Here is a 20,338-nt window from a genome sequence, read left to right as displayed (position 1 = left end):
AACGAGGGATCAATGAGCAGCAGCAACGATGACAAGCTCCGGGACTATCTCAAGCGAGCCATGGCCGACCTGCAGTCGACCAAGAAACGCCTGCGTGAGGTAGAGGCCAAGGACCACGAGCCGATTGCCATCGTTTCGATGAGTTGCCGCTTCCCCGGCGGGATCTCTTCGCCGGAAGCGTTGTGGGACCTCGTGAACGAGGGCCGGGACGGGATCTCGACGTTCCCGGAGAACCGCGGCTGGGACACCGAAGGCCTGTACGACCCCGAGCCGGGCAAGCCGGGTAAGACGTACTCGCGCGAGGGCGGCTTCCTGCACAACGCGGACGAGTTCGACGCGGACTTCTTCAAGATCAGCCCGAAGGAAGCGGTCGAGACCGACGCGCAGCAGCGGCTGCTGCTGGAGACGTCATGGGAGGCGTTCGAACGCGCGGGCATCGACCCGCATTCGCTGAAGGGCACCAAGACCGGGGTCTTCGCCGGGCTCGTTTACCACGACTACGGCCTCGGCGGCGGCATCGGCGTGCTCGGCGCGGTCGCGTCCGGGCGCATCGCCTACTGCCTCGGGCTCGAAGGCCCGGCGGTCACGGTCGACACCGCGTGCTCGTCGAGTTTGGTCGCGCTGCACTGGGCCATCCAGTCGCTGCGGCGCGGGGACTGCTCGCTGGCGCTCGCCGGTGGGGTGACCGTCATGGCCACGCCCGCCGCGTTCGTCGGCTTCAGCGAGCAAGGCGGCCTGGCGCTCAACGGGCGTTGCAAGGCGTTCGCGGCGGCGGCCGACGGCACCGGCTGGGGTGAAGGCGTCGGGCTCCTGCTGCTGGAGCGGCTTTCCGACGCTCGCAAGAACGGTCACCCCGTGCTCGCGCTGGTGCGCGGTTCCGCGGTCAACCAGGACGGCGCGTCCAACGGCATCACCGCGCCGAACGGGCCTTCGCAGCAGCGGGTCATCCGCGACGCGCTGGCCAACGCGCAGATCGCCGTCGAGCAGGTCGAACTGGTCGAGGCGCATGGCACCGGCACCAAGCTCGGCGACCCGATCGAGGCGCAGGCGCTGCTCGCCACCTATGGCCAGCGCCCCGCCGACAAGCCGCTCTACCTGGGCTCGATCAAGTCCAACATCGGCCACGCGCAGGCGGCTGCGGGGGCCTCCGGGATCATCAAGATGGTCCAGGCGATGAAGCACGACAAGATGCCGCAGACGCTGCACGTCGACGCGCCGACCCCGCAGGTCGACTGGTCCGCGGGCAACATCTCGCTGCTCACCGAGCCGCGGCCGTGGCCTGCCGGTGAGGAACCGCGGCGCGCGGGCATCTCGTCGTTCGGGCTGTCCGGCACCAACGCGCACGTGATCATCGAAGAGGCTCCCGCCTTCGAGGAGCCGGAAGCCGAAGCGCCGACGGTGACCAGCAGCGTGCTGCCGCTCGTCGTCTCGGGTAAGGGCGCCGCCGCGCTGACCGCGCAGGCTCAGCGTCTGCTCGACAATCTCGGCGAGACTTCCTTGCTGGACCTGGGTTTCTCGCTCGCCACCACACGGTCCGCTTTGGACAATCGCGCGGTCGTGATCGCCGAGGGCCGCGACGAGTTCGTGCGCGGCCTGACTGCGCTGGCCGCGGGGGAGACCCCGGCCGGAGTCGTCCAGGGCGTCACACGCTCGGACGGGCTGACCGCGTTCTTGTTCACCGGCCAGGGCGCCCAGCGCATTGGCATGGGACGGGATTTAGCAGGCTTTATCCCGTTCTCGGAAGCCTTTGACGCGGCCGTCGCTGAGCTGGACAAGCACCTCGACCGGCCTTTGAAAGACGTCGTCTGGGGTTCCGACGCGGACTTGCTGAGCCAGACCGTCTACACGCAGTCGGGGTTGTTCGCGATCGAGGTCGCGCTGTACCGGCTCATCGAGTCGTGGGGTGGGAAGGCCGACTTCCTGGCCGGGCACTCGATCGGTGAACTCGCCGCCGCGCACGTCGCGGGGGTGCTCTCGCTGGAGGACGCCGCCGCGCTGGTCGCGGCTCGCGGGAAGCTGATGAACGCGCTGCCTTCCGGTGGCGCGATGGTCGCGATCCAGGCGTCCGAGGACGAGGTCACGCCGTTCCTGACCGAGGGCGTCGGCATCGGTGTGATCAACGGGCCGAACGCCGTGGTCGTGTCCGGCGAGGAGGAGGCCGCGCTCGGCGTGGCCGCCGCGTTCGAGGCGCGGGGCCGCAAGACCAAGCGGCTCAAGGTGTCGCACGCGTTCCACTCGCCGCTGATGGAGCCAATGCTCGCCGACTTCCGCAAGGTCGCCGAGGGGCTCACCTTCCACCCGCCGAAGATCGCCATCATCTCGACGCTCACCGGGCAGCTCGCGACCGCCGAGGAACTGACCTCGCCGGACTACTGGGTGCGCCACGTCCGCGAGGCCGTCCGGTTCTCCGACGCGGTCCGCAGCCTGGAAGCCCGCAACGTCACCACGTTCGTCGAACTCGGCCCCGACTCGGCGCTCGCCGCGATGGGCCCGGACTCGCTGGTCACCGACGAGGACATCGCGTTCGTGCCGGTGCTGCGGCGCGACCGGCCCGAGGAGCGGGAGCTGGTCACCGCGCTCGCGCAGGCGTGGGCACGCGGCGTCAAGCTCGACTGGTCGGCGTTCTACGCCGGGCGCGGCGCGCGGCGCGTCGACTTGCCGACGTATGCCTTCCAGCACAAGAACTTCTGGTGGGACACCAGCAAGGCGCATCAGGCGGCCAGCGCCGACCCGGTCGACTCGGCGTTCTGGGACGCGGTCGCGGGCCAGGACTTCGGCGAGCTGGCCGAGCGGCTGAACGTCGAGGCGTCCGCGCTCGGTGAGGTGCTGCCCGCGGTGTCGACCTGGCGCGACAAGTTCCGCGAGCAGTCCCTTGTGGACACTTGGCGGTACAAGATCGCCTGGAAGCCGGTCACTCCGGAGTCCAGCCCGGCCATCGGCAACTGGCTGGTCGCCATCCCGGCAGGGCAGAAGGACCACCCACTGATCACCAAGATCTTGGGCGCGCTCGGTGAGACCACCACCGTGGTGCCGCTCGAAGTGTCCAACGAGGACCGAGAGACCCTCGCCAAGGGGCTGCGGCCGCACGCGCCGGACGGCATCCTTTCCTTGCTGGCGTTGGACGACACGATCGACAGCACGGTCACCTTCATCCAGGCGATCGGCGACGCCGGGCTCGACGCGCCGATCTGGGCGGTCACCTCCGACGCGGTCGCGGTCGACCGGCCCGACGAGGTCCGCAACGCCGTCCAGGCGTCGGCATGGGGCCTCGGCACTGTGCTTTCGCTCGACCTCGGCACATCCTGGGGCGGCATGGTCGACGTCCCGTCCGACGCCGACGACGCGACCATCGCGCGGCTCGCCGGGCTGCTCGGCGGGGTCGAAGACGACGCGCTCGCCGTGCGCGGCACCGGGATCTACGCCCGCCGCATGGTCCGCGCCTCGGTCGGCACGGCAGCCCCGGCGCGGGAGTGGAAGCCGAACGGCACCACGCTGATCACCGGCGGCACCGGCGGGCTCGGCGCGCACCTCGCGCGCTGGCTCGCGGGCAAGGGTGCCGAACACCTCGTCCTCACCAGCCGTCGCGGCCGCGACGCGAATGGCGCTGCCGAACTCGAAGCCGAGCTGACCGTGCTGGGCACCAAGGTCACCATCGCGGCCTGCGACGTCGCCGACCGGGACTCACTCAAGTCGATGCTCGACGGGCTCGACGACCTGCGCTCGGTGGTCCACGCGGCCGGGGTCTCGCAGCGCATCGCGCCGCTGTCCGACCTGCCGCTGGACGAGTTCCTGGAGGTCGGGCACGCCAAGATCGCCGGCGCGGCCAACCTCGACGAGCTGCTGGGCGACCGCGAACTCGACGCGTTCGTGCTGTTCTCGTCCGGCGCGGCGGTCTGGGGCAGCTCGCACCAGAGCGCGTACGCCACCGGCAACGCCTACCTCGACGCACTGGCGCACCAGCGCAAGGCCCGCGGGCTCGCTGCGACCTCGGTCGCGTGGAGTTCGTGGGCGGGCGGCATGGTCGACGAGGAACTCGCCGCCATGATGCGCCGCATCGGCGCGCCCGCGATGGAGCCGCGGCTCGCGCTCGCCGCGTTGCAGCAGGCCTTGGACCACAACGACAGCCACATCGTGGTCGCCGAGATCGACTGGTCGGCGTTCGCGCCGACGTACACGATGGCCCGCCCGAGGCCGTTGCTCGACGCCTTGCCCGAGGTCAAGGCGATCCTCGACGGCGCGGACGAGCCTGCTGACCAAGGCCAGAACGAGCTGATCGCCAAGCTCGGCGGGATGTCCGAAGCCGAGCAGGCGCGGGCGCTGCTGGAGTTGGTCCGCAAGAACGTCGCGGCCGTGCTCGGCTACGACGACCCGTCCGGCGTCGAGCCGACGCGGGCGTTCAAGGACCTCGGGTTCGACTCGGTGTCCGCGGTCGACCTGCGCAACCGGCTCGCGTCGGTGGTCGGCAAGAAGCTGCCGACCACCATGGTGTTCGACCACGCGAACCCCAAGGCGCTGGCCGAGTTCATGCGCGGCGAGGTCGCGCCGAAGGCAGGCGCGTCCGGCGGGATCACCGCCGAGCTGGACAAGCTCGAAGCGACCGTGGCCGCGCTGGGCGCCGACGAACTCGAGCAGGCCAGGGTCACCGCGCGGCTGCAGGCACTGCTCGCGAAGGCGAACGAAGCACTCGGTTCCGGCGAGGACGTCGGCGGAAACCTGGAGGACGCGTCCGCCGACGACGTCTTCGACTTCATCGACAAAGAACTCGGCCTGGCCTGAGAGGCGGACGTCATGCGTACCCAGACGGACGACACCCGTGCACAGCTGGACGACACGCGTGCACAGACGGACGACACGCCCGGCACGCGGGTGACCGCGCGCGCAGTTCGAGGACACAGCGTGCGGGGGCATGGGGAGAAGGGGGAGCCGGTGTGCTGGCTGCCTGCGCAGGGGTGCTGGCCAGGCAGGACGGTGAGCTGGTTGCCCGTCCAGGTGAGCCCGCACGCGTCGATCGACCATTCGTGACTAGATAAGGACTGGGACTGAAGATGGCGAACGACGAAAAGCTCCTCGGCTACCTCAAGAAGGTCACGGCGGATCTGGCGCAGACGCGCCGCCGCCTGCAGGAGGTGGAGACGCAGGAGCAGGACCCGATCGCGATCGTGTCGATCGGGTGCCGGTTCCCCGGCGGGGTCAACTCCGCCGAGGACCTCTGGGACCTCGTCGCGGAGGGCCGTGACGCGATCTCGGAGTTCCCCGAGGACCGCGGCTGGAACGTCGATGAGCTGTACCATCCCGACCCCGACCACCCCGGCACGTCGTACGTGCGCGAGGGTGGTTTCCTCGACGCGGCGGGGGATTTCGACCCGGAGTTCTTCGGGATCTCGCCGCGTGAAGCGCTCGCCATGGACCCGCAACAGCGGATCATGCTGGAACTGGCGTGGGAAGCACTCGAAAAGGCCGGTATCGCACCCGAATCCCAGCGGGGCGCGCCGGTCGGTGTCTTCGTCGGTTCCGGTTTCCGTGACTACGAGGGCCTGCTGATCAACGCGCCCGAGGTCGCCGAGGCCTACATGGGCACCGCGGTCGCCGCGTCCGTCCTTTCCGGACGCATCTCCTACGCGCTCGGGCTCGAAGGCCCGACGATCACCGTCGACACCGCGTGTTCGTCGAGCCTGGTCGCGATGCACCTGGCCGCGCAGGCGCTGCGCAAGAAGGAATGCTCGCTCGCGCTGGCCGGTGGTATCGCCGTCATGGCCACGCCGGACGGGTTTGTCGCGTTCAGCCGCCAGCGCGGCCTGGCGAAGAACGGGCGCTGCAAGCCGTTCTCCGAGTCCGCCGATGGCACCGCCTGGGGTGAAGGCGCCGGGTTCCTCTTGCTGGAGCGGCTTTCCGACGCTCGCAAGAACGGTCACCCGGTGCTCGCCGTGCTGCGCGGCAGCGCGGTCAACTCCGACGGCGCGTCCAACGGCCTCACCGCGCCGAACGGGCCGTCGCAGCAGCGTGTCATCCGGCAGGCGCTGAACGACGCCCGCCTGTCGCCGTCCAATGTGGACGCGGTCGAGGCACACGGCACCGGTACCACGCTCGGTGACCCGATCGAGGCGCAGGCCGTGCTCGCGACCTACGGGCAGGGGCGGGAGCGGCCGCTGTACCTGGGTTCGATCAAGTCGAACATCGCGCACGCGCAGGCCGCGTCCGGTGTCGGTGGCGTGATCAAGATGATCATGGCGATCCAGCACGGGTTGCTGCCGAAGACACTGCACTTCACCGAGCCTTCGTCCCATGTGGACTGGAGCGCGGGCAATGTCGAGCTGCTCGCCGAGGCCACGCCGTGGCCCGAGACCGGCGAACCTCGCCGCGCGGGCGTCTCGTCGTTCGGTGTCAGTGGCACGAACTCGCACGTCATCATCGAGCAGGCCCCCGAAGCGGAAGTCGTCGAGGCCGTCGCGCCGAATTGGCCCGCCGACACTCCGGTCCCGCTGCTGCTGTCGGGTCGCAGCGCGGACGCGCTGAAGGCTCAGGCTCGCAACCTGCTCGACGTGGACCACGACCTGCTCGACACCGCGTTTTCGCTGGCCACCACCCGGTCGCCGCTGACTTACCGCGCGGTCGTGCTCGCCGAGGACACCGACTCCGCGCGCACTGGCTACGACGCCGTCGCCGCTGGTGAGAAGCGCGCAGGCGTGTTCTCCGGCTTCGCCTCCGAGGGGTTGACCGCGTTCCAGTTCACCGGCCAGGGCGCCCAGCGCCTGGGTATGGGGCGGGATTTAGCAGGCTTTATCCCGGTCTTCGCGGAGGCGCTGGACGCCGTGCTCGCGGAGCTGGACAAGCACCTCGACCGGCCGCTCAAAGAGGTCATGTGGGGCGACGACGCCGACCTGCTGAGCCAGACCGTCTACACCCAGACCAGCCTGTTCGCGATCGAGGTCGCGCTGTACCGGCTGGTCGAGTCGTGGGGTGTCAAGCCGGACTTCCTGGCCGGACACTCGATCGGTGAACTGGCCGCCGCGCACGTCGCGGGCGTGCTGAGCCTTGAGGCCGCCGCCAAACTTGTCGCGGCTCGGGGCCGGTTGATGAACGCGCTGCCCACCGGCGGCGCGATGGTCGCGGTACAGGCGACCGAAGACGAGGTCCTGCCGTTGCTGACCGACGCGGTGAGCATCGGCGCGATCAACGGGCCGCAGTCCGTCGTCGTCTCCGGTGACGAGACGGCCGCGCTGGCCATCAAGGCGCACTTCGAGGAGCTGGGCCGCAAGACCACGCGGCTCAAGGTCAGCCACGCGTTCCACTCGCCGCTGATGGAGCCGATGCTCGACGAGTTCCGCAAGGTCGCGCAAAGCCTCGAATACAGCGCCGCGCAGATCCCGGTCGTGTCCAACGTGACCGGCCAGGTCGCCGACGCGCTGGGCGACCCCGAGTACTGGGTGCGCCACGTCCGCGGCGCGGTCCGCTTCGCCGACGGTGTCCGCACGCTGGCTTCCGAAGGCGTGACCAAGTTCTTCGAGCTGGGTCCGGACGGCGTGCTGTCGGGCATGGCGCAGCAGAGCGTGGAGGGCGAGTTCGTCGCCGCGCTGCGCAAGGACCGGCACGAGCCGACCGCGATCCTCACGGCGCTGGGTCAGCTGCACGCCACCGGTGTGCCCGTCGACTGGGCCAAGGTTTTCGAGGGCCGCGGCGCCCAGCGCGTCGAACTGCCCACGTATGCGTTCCAGCGTCAGCGTTTCTGGGTCGAGGCGAAGGCCGCGGCGAGCGACGTCTCGTCGGCGGGGCTGACCTCGACCGACCACCCGCTGCTCGGCGCGGCCGTGCTGCTCGCCGAGTCCGACGGTGTGGTCCTGACCGGACGGTTGTCCGCGAGCACCAACGCCTGGCTGGCCGATCACGTGGTCGGCGGCTCGATCCTGTTCCCGGGCACCGGCTTTGTCGAGTTGTCGACACGAGCCGGTGACCAGGTCGGCTGCGGCCGCATCGAAGAACTCAACCTGCAGGCCCCGCTGGTGCTGCCCGAGAAGGGCGGCGTTCAGGTCCAGGTGGTCGTGGGTGCCCGCGACGCCAACGGATCCCGCTCGATCAGTGTCTACTCGCGACCCGAGGACGCCGGTGACCTGCCGTGGACCCAGCACGCCGACGGTGTGCTCGGCGCGGGCTCGGCCGCCCCGGACTTCGACCTGAAGGCGTGGCCGCCCAAGGCTGAGCCCGTTGACCTGGAAGGCATCTACGAGGGCCTGGCCGAGGCCGGATTGCAGTACGGCCCGGTGTTCCAGGGCCTCAAGGCGGCCTGGAAGTCCGGCGACGAGGTCTACGCCGAGGTCGAGCTGCCCGAGAAGGCACACGGCGACGCCGCGAACTTCGGCCTGCACCCGGCCGCGCTCGACTCCGCGCTGCACGCCGTCGCGCTGACCGGCGTCACCGGCGACCGCGCCGCGCTCCCGTTCTCGTGGTCCACTGTGGACCTTCACGCCACCGGGGCGTCCAGCCTGCGCGTGCGGTTGACGCCGCTGCGCGACGGCGTGGTCAAGGTCCGGCTGGCCGACGCGGGTGGCAACCCGGTCGCCACGGTCGACTCGCTGACCCTGCGCTCGATCACGGCCGAGCAGATCGCCGCGGCCCGGTCGAGCTTCCACGACTCGCTGTTCCACCTTCAGTGGGCGCCGGTCCCGGACGTCGCCAACGTGGCGGCCCAGGAAGCCGAATCTTACGTCGTCGGTCACGGCACGACCGCCGCCGAAGTGCGTGAGGTCACCAATGCCGCGCTCGCCAAGCTGCAGGAATTCCTTGCGGTGGAAGGCGAAACCAAGCTCGTCGTGCTGACCAAGGACGCGATCGGCGGCGAGAACCTCGCCGGTGCGGCCGTCTGGGGCCTGGTCCGGTCGGCCCAGAACGAGAACCCCGAGCGGATCATCCTGGCCGACGGCACCGACGACGTGCAGGCCGTCCTCGCGACCGGCCAATCGCAGGTCATCGTCCGTGAGGGCGTCACCTACGCCGCCAAGCTCGCCCGCGTGCCGAGCGAGGACGCCGAGCCCGCGAGCACCTTCACGGCCGAGGGCACCACGCTGGTCACCGGCGCGTTCGGCACGCTCGGCCGCCTGTTCTCCCGGCACCTGGTCACGAACCACGGCGTCAAGAACCTGCTGCTCGCCAGCCGCCGAGGCGCGGCCGGAGCCGAGGACTTCGTCGCCGAGCTGACCGAGCTGGGCGCGAACGTCGAGGTCGCCGCGGTCGACGCCGCTGACCGTGCAGCTCTCGAAGAAGCATTGCGGGGCAAGGACATCACCGCGGTCGTGCACATCGCGGGTGTCATCGACGACGGCGTCATCGCCTCGCTCACCCCCGAGCGCGTCGACACCGTCTTCCGTCCCAAGGTCGACGCCGCGCTCAACCTGCACGAACTCACCGGCGACCTGACCGCGTTCGTCGTGTTCTCCAGCGCCTCCGGTGTGCTCGGCGCGCCGGGCCAGGGCAACTACGCCGCCGCCAACCACTTCCTCGACGCGCTCGCCGAACACCGGCGCGCCCAGGGCAAGCCCGCGCAGTCACTCGCTTGGGGCCTGTGGGCCGGTGGCATGGGCGGCACGCTCGACGACGCCGACAAGTCCCGCATCTCGCGCGGCGGCATGTTCCCGCTGTCGCCGGAGGACGGCACCGCGATGTTCGACGCGGCACTGTCCACAGGGGAGTCCGCGCTCGTCCCGGTCAAGCTCGACCTCGCGGGCCTGCGTGCCCAGGGCGACGGTCTGCACGAGTTCTTCCGCGGTCTCGTCCCGGCTCAGCGCCGGTCCGCTGCCGGTGTCAAGGCCGACTCCGACTCGCTGCGCCGCCAGCTCGCCGGGCTGCCCGAGGACGAATGGGAAGCGGCGCTGCTGACCATGGTCCGCACGCAGGCCGCCGCCGTGCTCGGCTACTCCGGCCCCGAGGCCATCGGCTCGGACCGGGCGTTCAACGAACTCGGCTTCGACTCGCTCACCGCCGTCGAACTCCGCAACGGCCTCACCGAGGCGACCGGCCTCAAGCTGCCCGCGACCCTGGTCTTCGACTACCCGTCGCCGATCGTGCTCGCGCAGTACCTGCTCGAAGAGGTCTCCGGCAGCGTCGGCGACGTCCCCGCGACGACCGCCGCCGCGATCGCGGACGACGACCCGATCGCCATCGTGTCGATGGCCTGCCGCTACCCCGGCGGCGTCAACTCGCCGGAAGACCTGTGGAAGATGGTCTTCGACGGCCGCGACGTCGTGTCGACGTTCCCCGAGAACCGCGGCTGGGACATCGACAACGTCTACGACCCCGACGAGACCCGCCCCGACACCAGTTATGTCAACGAGGGCGCTTTTCTTTACGAGGCCGACGAATTCGACCCTTCGTTCTTTGGTATCAGCCCCAACGAAGCACTCCTCATGGACCCGCAGCAGCGCCTGCTGCTCGAAGCGTCCTGGGAGACCTTGGAGCGCGCGGGCATCGACCCGGCCACGCTCAAGGGCAGCTCGACCGGTGTCTTCGCCGGGATGATGTACCACGACTACACCTACAACAGCTCCACCGGCGCGATCGCGTCCGGCCGGGTGTCCTATGTGCTCGGTCTGGAAGGTCCGGCGCTGACCATCGACACCGCGTGTTCCAGCTCCCTGGTCGCGCTGCACCTGGCGATCCAGGCACTGCGGTCGGGGGAGTGCTCGCTCGCGCTCGCCGGTGGTGTCGCGATCATGGCGACGCCCGAGATCTTCATCGAGTTCAGCCGCCAGCACGGGCTCGCCAAGAACGGCCGCTGCAAGTCGTTCTCGGCCGACACCGACGGCACCGGCTGGGGTGAAGGCGTCGGCATGCTGCTGGTCGAACGCCTCTCCGACGCACGCAAGAACGGTCACCCGGTGCTGGCGATCGTCAAGGGCACCGCGCTGAACCAGGACGGCGCGTCCAACGGCCTCACCGCGCCGAACGGCCCGTCGCAGCGCCGGGTCATCCGGCAGGCGCTGGCCAACGCGGGCCTGACCACCGCCGACGTCGACATGGTCGACGCGCACGGCACCGGCACCACCCTCGGTGACCCGATCGAGGCGCAGGCGCTGCTCGCCACCTATGGCCAGGGACGGCCGGAGGACCAGCCGCTCTACCTCGGCTCGATCAAGTCGAACATGGGCCACACCCAGGCGGCGGCCGGCGCGGCGAGCATCATCAAGATCGTCCACGCCATCCAGAACGGCATCATGCCGAAGACGCTGCACCTCTCCGAGCCGACGCCGGTGGTGGACTGGGACTCGGGCGCGGTCGAGCTGCTCGCCGAGCGCCGCGCCTGGCCGGAGCACGGCCGCCCGCGCCGCGCGGCGGTGTCGTCGTTCGGCATCAGCGGCACCAACGCGCACGTCATCATCGAAGAGGCGCCGCCCGTCCCGGCCGAGCCGGAGCGCGAGATCGAGCACCGGACCGTCCCGCTGGTGCTCAGCGCCCGCGGCACGGATGCCTTGAAGGCACAGGCTTCCCGCCTCGCGGACCTGCTGCGGGGCGAGGTCGACCCGTACGACGTCGGCTACTCGCTGACCCACACCCGCGCGATCTTCAACCAGCGCGCGGCGGTCATCGGGTCGACCCGTGAAGAGCTGATCGAGGGACTGAACGTCTTCGCGAGCGGCGAGAAGGCCGCGAACGTGGTCAGCGGCTCGACCAGCCAGGAAGCCAAGGTCGTCTTCTGCTTCCCCGGCCAGGGTTCGCACTGGCGCGGCATGGCGATCGAGCTGTACGACGCCGTCCCGGCCTTCGCCGCTAAGCTCGACGAGTGCGCTGCGGCGCTGCGCACGCAGACCGACTGGGATCTTCTTGCCGTGCTGCGGCAGGAAGAAGGCACGCCCGACTTCGAGCGCGTCGACGTCGTCCAGTCCGCGATCTGGGCGATCCTGATCTCGCTGTCCGCCGCGTGGCGGTCCTTCGGTGTCGAGCCGTCGGCGTTCGTCGGCCACTCGCAGGGTGAGCTGGCCGCGGCCTGCGCCGCGGGCGCACTGTCCCTTGAGGACGGTGCCAAGGTGGTCACCGCACGCGGCTTGATCTTGAACGAGGCGCTTTCGGGGCACGGTGGCATGATGTCGGTCGCGCTCAGTCAGGACGTCACGCGCGAGCGGATCGCGCGGTTCGGCGGCCGGGTGCAGATCTCGGTGGTCAACAGCCCGACGTCCACTGTGGTCAGTGGCCCGCCGGAGCTGCTCAAGGCGTTCTACGACGAGGTCAAGGCCGAAGGCGGCCGTGCCAGGATCATCCCGGTCGACTACGCGTCGCACTCCGATTACGTCGAGCCGGTGCGTGAGCAGCTGCTCGAGGCGCTCGCCGGGCTGACCCCGCGCTCGACCGAGATCCCGTTCTACTCCACGGTCGAGGCCGCGCCGATCGACACGGCGACCATGACCGACGAGTACTGGTACGGCAACCTGCGCAACCCGGTCCGCTTCGAGGAGACCACGCGCAAGCTGCTCGACGACGGGTTCACCCTGTTCATCGAGTGCAGCCCGCACCCGGGCCTGCTTGTGGCGGTCAATGAGACCTCCGAGGACGCGGGCGCGCACGCCGGCACGGTCAGCTCGCTGCGCCGGGAAGAAGGCGGGCTCCAGCGCTTCTACACCTCGCTGGCCGAGGCGTTCAACCACGGCGCGAAGGTGGACTGGGGCAAGGTGTTCCTTGGCGGCCGCCGCGTCGATTTGCCGACGTATGCCTTCCAGCGTCAGCGTTTCTGGATCCCGACACCGAACAACGGCGGCGACGTCACCACGGTCGGCCTGTCGGCGACCGAGCACGCGCTGCTGCCCGCGGCCGTGCCGCTGGCCGACTCCGACGGCATGGTGTTCTCCGGCCGCCTCGCGCTCGGCATCCAGACCTGGCTCGGTGACCACGCGGTCGGTGACACGGTTCTGTTGCCGGGCACCGGTTTCGTCGAACTCGCCATCCGCGCGGGTGACCAGGTCGGCTGCGGCAAGCTCGAAGAACTCATGCTTCAGGCGCCGCTCGTGCTTCCCGCCCGCGGTGGCATCCAGCTGCAGGCCGTGGTCGGCGCGCCGGACGCCTCCGGCTCGCGCCCGATCAGCATCTACTCGCGGGACGAGAACGCGGCGGCCGACCTGCCGTGGACCCAGCACGCGGTCGGTGTGCTCGGCCAGAACACGGGCGCGCCGTCGTTCGACCTGACGGCTTGGCCGCCGCAGGACGGCGAGAGCGTCGACCTGACCACGCTGTACGACGACCTCGCCGACGCCGGGCTCAACTACGGCACGATCTTCCAGGGCCTCAAGGCCGCCTGGAAGGTCGGTGAAGACGTCTACGCCGAGGTCTCGCTGCCCGACGGCATCAAGGGCGACGGGTTCGGCCTGCACCCGGCGATCCTCGACTCCTCGCTGCACGCGGTCGGCCTGACCAGCGCGATCGGGCAGGAGGCCTCGCTGCCGTTCCTGTTCTCGCGCGTCGAACTGTTCGCGTCCGGCGCGACCTCGCTGCGGGTGAAGGTCACCCCGATCCGCGAAGGCGAGGTCTCGCTCGAGATCGCCGACCCGGCCGGTCACCCGGTCGCGCTGATCGAATCGCTGGTGCTGCGCGCGATCGCGGTCGACCAGATCAACGCCGCCCGGTCGATCGTGGGCGAGTCGCTGTTCCGTATCGAGTGGCCGGAGATCCCGGCGACCGACGACTCGGTGTCCTATGTGCACTGGGACTCTGTCGGCGACGATGTGCCCGCTGTGGCCATTGTGGACAGTGTCGGCGGCAATGACGCCGAGTCCGTCCGCACGGCGACCCACCGCGTGCTGGCCGCGCTGCAGAAGTTCCTGGGCGACGACAAGTACGACGAGACCAAGCTCGTGATCCTCACCCAGGGCGCGGTTTCCGCGACCGGCGAGGACGTCACCGACCTGGCAGGTGCCGCCGTGTGGGGCCTCTGCCGGTCCGCGCAGTCGGAGAACCCGGAACGCATCATCCTGGCCGACGCTTACGAGTCCGAGCTGCCGCTGGTGCTCTCCAGCGGCGAGGACCAGGTCGCCGTGCGCGACGGCAAGGTCCACGTCGCCCGCCTCGCCCGCGTGGCGGTCGAACCGGCCGAGCACCCGGCGTTCGTGCCCGAGGGAACGGTGCTGGTCACCGGCGCCACCGGCACGCTCGGCGCGCTGGTCGCCCGGCACCTGGTGACCGAACGCGGGGTCCGGCACCTGGTGCTGACCGGCCGCCGCGGCATGTCGGCCGCCGGGATGCCCGAGCTGGTCGAGGAGCTGACCGGGCTCGGCGCCGAGGTCGAGGTCGCCGCGTGCGACGTCTCGAAGCGCTGCGAGGTCGCGGAGCTGCTCGCACTCATCCCGATGGCGCACCCGCTGACCGGCATCGTGCACGCGGCCGGTGTGCTCGACGACGGTGTCATCGCGTCGCTCACCCCCGAGCGCATGGACTTCGTGCTGAAGCCGAAGGTCGACGCCGCGCTCAACCTGCACGAGCTCACCCAGGAACTGGACATCAAGGCGTTCGTGCTCTTCTCGTCGGCCGGCGGTGTGCTCGGCGCGCCGGGTCAGGGCAACTACGCGGCCGCCAACGCCTTCCTGGACGCGCTCGCCGCGCACCGGGTCGCGAACGGGCTGCCCGCGTCCGCGCTGGCCTGGGGTTTCTGGGACCAGGCCTCCGACATGACCGGCGAACTCGGCGAGGCCGACCGGTCGCGCATGTCGCGCGGCGGTGTGCTGCCGCTGTCCTCTGTGGACGGACTGGAGCTGTTCGACGTCGGCAGCGGCCTGGCCGACCCGGCCGTGGTCCCGATCAGGCTCGACTTCAAGGCGATGAGCCTGGGCGAAGGCGTGCCGCCGATCCTGCGCGGACTCATCCGCGTCAGCTCGCGCCGTGCGGTCGAGGCCACGTCGGCCGCTCCGGGCGGGCTCAAGGAGAAGCTGGCCAGGCTGGCTCCGGCTCAGCAGGAGGACTTCCTGCTGGAGCTGGTGCGCACGCAAGCCGCTTCGGTACTCGGGCACTCCAGCGCCGACGCCGTCGAGCCCGAGCGCGCGTTCCGCGACCTCGGCTTCGACTCGCTGGCCGCCGTCGAGTTCCGCAACCGGTTCACCGAGGTCACCGGGCTCAAGCTGCCCGCGACGCTGGTCTTCGACTACCCGACCCCGGTCGTGCTCGCCCGCTACCTCGCCGGTGAGCTGGCCGGTTCGGGCGAGGAAGCAGCGGCCATAGCGGTCACCAAGGTCAACGACTCGGACCCGATCGCCATCGTCGGCATGAGCTGCCGCTTCCCCGGCGGCATCAACTCGCCCGCCGACCTCTGGAAGGTGCTCGAAGAGGGCCGCGACGTCGTCGGCGACTTCCCGGCCAACCGTGGCTGGGACATGGCCAAGCTGTACGACCCCGAGTCGACCCGCGAGGGCACGAGCTACGTCGACCAGGGTGGTTTCCTCTACGACGCGGCCGACTTCGACGCCTCGTTCTTCGGGATCAGCCCGAACGAGGCGCTGATCATGGACCCGCAGCAGCGGCTCCTGCTCGAATCCTCCTGGGAGGCCTTGGAAAGCGCGGGCATCGACCCCGGTTCGCTGGCGGGCAGCCCGACCGGTGTGTTCGCGGGCATGATGTTCCACGACTACGCCTACAACAACGCGACCGGCTCGATCGCGTCCGGCCGGATCTCGTACTCGCTCGGCCTCGAAGGCCCGGCGGTGACGGTCGACACCGCGTGTTCTTCGAGCTTGGTGGCCCTGCATTGGGCGATCCAGGCGCTGCGGTCCGGTGAGTGCAACCTCGCGCTGGCCGGCGGTGTCGCGGTGATGGCGACCCCGGCGATGTTCGTCGAGTTCAGCCGCCAGCGCGGGCTCGCGAAGAACGGCCGCTGCAAGTCGTTCTCGGCCGACACCGACGGCACCGGCTGGGCCGAGGGCGTCGGCATGCTGCTGGTCGAGCGGCTCTCCGACGCGCGCCGCAACGGGCACCCGGTGCTGGCGATCGTCAAGGGCAGCGCGGTCAACCAGGACGGCGCGTCCAACGGCCTCACCGCCCCGAACGGCCCCGCGCAGCGGCGGGTCATCCGCCAGGCGCTGGCCAGCGCCGGTCTCAAGGTGTCCGATGTGGACGCCGTCGAGGCACACGGCACGGGCACCACGCTCGGCGACCCGATCGAGGCGCAGGCGCTGCTCGCGACCTACGGCCAGGACCGCGAAGAGCCGCTGTGGCTGGGCTCGATGAAGTCGAACATGGGCCACGCGCAGGCGGCGGCCGGTGTCGGCGCGGTCATCAAGATGGTCGAGGCGCTGCGGCACGGCGTACTGCCGAAGACGCTGCACGTCACCGAGCCGACCCCGGTGGTCGACTGGGCGTCGGGCAAGATCGAGCTGATCACCGAGACCCGGCCGTGGCCGGAGACCGGGCGGCCGCGCCGCGCGGGCATCTCGTCGTTCGGCATCAGCGGCACCAACACGCACGTGATCCTCGAGCAGGCGCCAGCGGTCAAGGAACAACCGCGCCCGCAGGGTGTCGAACTGCCCGCGCTGCCGTTCGTGGTCTCCGGCAAGACACCGGAAGCACTGCGCTCGCAGGCCGCCAACCTCGTGTCCTTTGAGGACGGTGAGCTGACCGACGTCGCGTTCTCGCTCGCGACCCAGCGTGCCGCGTTCGAGCACCGGGCCGTGATCACCGCCGAAAGCCGGGAAGAGCTGGTCCGCGGGCTGAGCGCGCTGGCCAACGGCGAGGCTTCGGCCGGGCTGAGCGTCGGGCAGGCGCGCACGGGCAAGCTCGCGGCGCTGTTCACCGGGCAGGGTTCGCAGCGGATCGGGATGGGCAAGGAGCTGTACGACGCCTTCCCGGTGTTCCGCGGGTCGGTCGACGCGGCCGTCGCCGAGCTGGACAAGCACCTCGACCGGCCGTTGCTCGAGGTCATGTGGGGCGACGACCAGGAGCTGCTGAACCAGACCGTCTACACGCAGGCGGCGCTGTTCACCTTCGAGATGTCGATGTTCCGGCTGATGGAGTCGTTCGGCATCCGGCCGGACTTCCTCGCCGGGCACTCGATCGGCGAGCTGGTCGCGGCCCGCGCGGCCGGGGTCTTCTCGGTCGCCGACATCGCGAAGCTGGTCGCGGCGCGTGGTCGTCTCATGCAGGCTCTCCCGACCGGTGGCGCGATGGTTGCCGTGCAGGCGACCGAAGAAGAAGTCCTGCCGCACCTCAGCACTTCCGTGAGCATCGCGGCGATCAACTCGCCTTCGTCCGTGGTGGTCTCCGGCGACGCCGACGCTGTCTTGGCGATCAAGGCGCACTTCGAAGAGCTGGGCCGCAAGACCACACAGCTGCAGGTCTCGCACGCGTTCCACTCGCCGCTGATGGAGCCGATGCTCGCCGAGTTCCGCGAGATCGCGGCCTCGCTGAGCTACAGCGCGCCGGAGATCCCTGTCGTCTCGAACGTCACCGGTCAGCTGGCGACCGCCGAAGAACTCGGTGACCCCGAGTACTGGGTGCGCCACGTCCGCGACGCCGTCCGCTTCGCCGATGGGGTCAAGACGCTCGAAGCCCAAGGCGTCACGCGATTCCTGGAGGTCGGCCCCGACGGCGTGCTCTCCGGGATGGCACAGCAGACCGTCGAAGGCGACTTCACCGCGGCCGTGCGCAAGAACCGGCCCGAGGTGCCGACGCTGGTCGCGGCACTCGGTCAGCTGTTCGTGAGCGGGGTTTCCGTCGACTGGGCGGCCTTGTTCGCCGGTCGCGGCGCACGCCGCGTCGATCTGCCGACCTATGCGTTCCAGCGGCAGACGTTCTGGCTGGCCGAAGAGGTCGGCAAGGGCGGCGACGCGGCCTCGTTCGGCCTCGGCAGCGCGGATCACCCGCTGCTCGGCGCGGCTGTGCAGCTCGCGGACACCGACGGGGTGCTGTTCACCGGGCGGCTTTCGACGCAGACGCAGCCGTGGCTGGCCGATCACGCGGTCGGCGGGGTCGTGCTGTTCCCCGGCACCGGGTTCGTGGAACTCGCGGTCCGCGCCGGTGACCAGGTCGGCTTCGGTGTCCTGGAAGACCTGACGCTGGAAGCGCCGCTGGTGCTGCCGGACGCCGGGGTCGCGATTCAGGTCAGCGTCGGCGCGCCCGACGAGTCCGGGGTGCGGCCGGTGTCGATCCACTCGCATCAGGACGACGAATGGGTCCGGCACGCGACCGGTGGCCTGTCCGACAACGAGATCGAGTCCTTTGACCTGTACTCGTGGCCGCCCGCCGGCGCCGAGCCGATCGATCTCGACGGTCTTTACGACGGTCTCGCCGAAGCGGGGTTGGTGTACGGCCCGGCGTTCAGTGGCCTGCGGGCGGCTTGGCGTTCCGGCGAGGACGTCTACGCCGAGGTCTCGCTGCCGGAGGAGGTCGAAGGCGCCAGCTACGGCATTCACCCGGCGCTGCTCGACGCTTCGCTGCACGCGGTCTCGCTGACTTCCGCCGCCGGTGACGAGCCCGCACTGCCGTTCGCCTGGTCACGTGTGGCACTGCACGCGGCGGGCGCTTCTTCGCTGCGCGTGAAGGTCAGCTCGGCCAAGCAGGGCGAGGCGACACTGCAGGTCGCGGACGCGGCGGGCAACCCCGTGGTTTCCGTGGGCGCCTTGACGTTGCGTGCTTTCTCGGCCGACGCGATCGCCTCGAAGCCGTTCCACGAGTCGCTGTTCCAGCTCGACTGGCCGGTGGTTCCGGCTTCCGTCAACGGGCACGTGCCGGATGTTGTTGTCCTGCGGACGTCGCCGGGTACGGGCGTCGAGTCCGTGCACGCGGCGGCTCACCAGGCGCTGGCCGAGATCCAGGCCTTCCTGGCCTCGGACTCGACGGCCAAGCTGGTGGTTTTGACGCAGGGCGCGGTCGCGCTGCCGGGTGAGGACGTCACGGACCTCGCGGGTGCGGCGGTCTGGGGCCTGACCCGGTCGGCGCAGGCCGAGAACCCGGACCGGATCGTCCTCGCGGACGCCACGTCCGACGACATCGCGCTGATCATGGCCTCGGGCGAGCCGCAGGTGGTCGTGCGCGGCGGGATCGTGCACGCGGCCAGGCTGGCGCGAGTGGCTCGCTCTGCTGAGGTGGTCGAGCCGGTCACGTCGTTCCCGGCCGATGGCACGGTCCTGGTCACCGGCGCGACCGGCACGCTCGGCAAGCTGTTCGCCAAGCACCTGGTCACCGAGCGCGGGGTCGGCAAGGTGATCTTGACCAGCCGTCGCGGAGCCGCGGCCGCCGGTGTTCCGGAGCTGGTCAGCGAGCTGCGGACGTTGGGTGCGCAGGTGGAGGTCGCCGCATGCGACGCCGCCGACCGCGCGGCGGTTTCCTCGCTGCTGCAAAGCATTCCGGACCTCACGGGCGTGGTGCACGTCGCCGGTGTGCTCGACGACGGCGTGGTCACCTCGCTGACGCCGGAGCGGATCTCGAACGTCTTCCGCCCCAAGGTCGACGCGGCGCTGAACCTGCACGAACTCACGCGCGAGCTGAAACTGTCGGCCTTCGTGGTGTTCTCCTCGGCGGCCGGTGTGGTCGGCAACGCCGGGCAGGGCAACTACGCGGCGGCCAACGTCTTCCTCGACGCGCTCGCCACGCACCGCCGCGCGCAGGGCCTGCCTGGCCAGTCGCTCGCGTGGGGCATGTGGGCGTCGGAAGGCATGGCGGACACGCTGACCGAGGCCGAGCGCGAGCGCCTGATGACTGAGGGACTGTCCAATGAGGAGGGTCTCGCGCTCTTCGACACGGCGGGTGCTTTGGACCGGCCAGCGGTGGCGGTCATGCACCTGGACGTCAAGGCGCTGGCCAAGACCGAAGGCCTGCCCGAGCTGTTCCGCGGGCTGGTGCGCGCCGCGCCGAAACGTGCGGCGGCGTCTTCGGCCGGGCTCAAGCAGAAACTGGCCGGGCTCGACGCGGCCGAGCGCGGGGTCGTGCTGCTGGACCTGGTGCGCTCGCAGGCCGCGGCGATCCTCGGCCACGCCGGGCCGGAGGCGGTCGAGCCGGACCGGGCGTTCAACGAACTCGGGTTCGACTCGCTGACCGCGGTCGAGTTCCGCAACCAGGTCAACGCTTCCACGGGCCTGCGGCTGCCGCCGACCCTGGTCTTCGACTACCCGAACGCCCAGTCGCTCGCCGAGTACCTCGACGAGGAGCTGGCGCCTTCAGAGGAGGCCTCCAGCGAGGAACGGATCCGCCGCATCCTCACCTCGATCCCGTTCGCCCAGCTCCAGGCGTCGGGCTTGATGGACACCCTGCTCGAACTGGCAGGCGAGAAGCCCGCCCCAGCCGTCACCGAGGACGACGAGGGCGCCGACATCGACGACATGGACACCGACGCACTGATCAACATGGCCCTCTCCGACCTAGACCTCGAAACCTCCGACTGAGATCC

At 70.3% G+C, this 20,338-nt stretch carries 1 protein-coding gene and 1 pseudogene; both read left to right on the top strand.

Going from position 1 to position 20,338, the window contains the following annotated elements; genetic code table 11:
* Nucleotides 1–18: 18 nt before the first annotated feature.
* Nucleotides 19–4,776 (top strand): annotated as a pseudogene (locus tag BLV57_RS30960) (type I polyketide synthase); the annotation flags it as partial.
* Nucleotides 4,777–5,045: 269 nt separating this feature from the next.
* A complete protein-coding gene (locus tag BLV57_RS44055; protein ID WP_091294770.1) occupies nt 5,046–20,333 on the top strand; it encodes a type I polyketide synthase in 15,288 nt (5,095 codons plus the stop codon).
* Nucleotides 20,334–20,338: the final 5 nt, after the last annotated feature.

The organism is Amycolatopsis xylanica, from assembly GCF_900107045.1.
Classification (GTDB): domain Bacteria; phylum Actinomycetota; class Actinomycetes; order Mycobacteriales; family Pseudonocardiaceae; genus Amycolatopsis; species Amycolatopsis xylanica.
The sequence above is the reverse complement of the archived record's forward strand: the minus strand, read 5'-3'. Positions and strand labels throughout refer to the sequence as shown.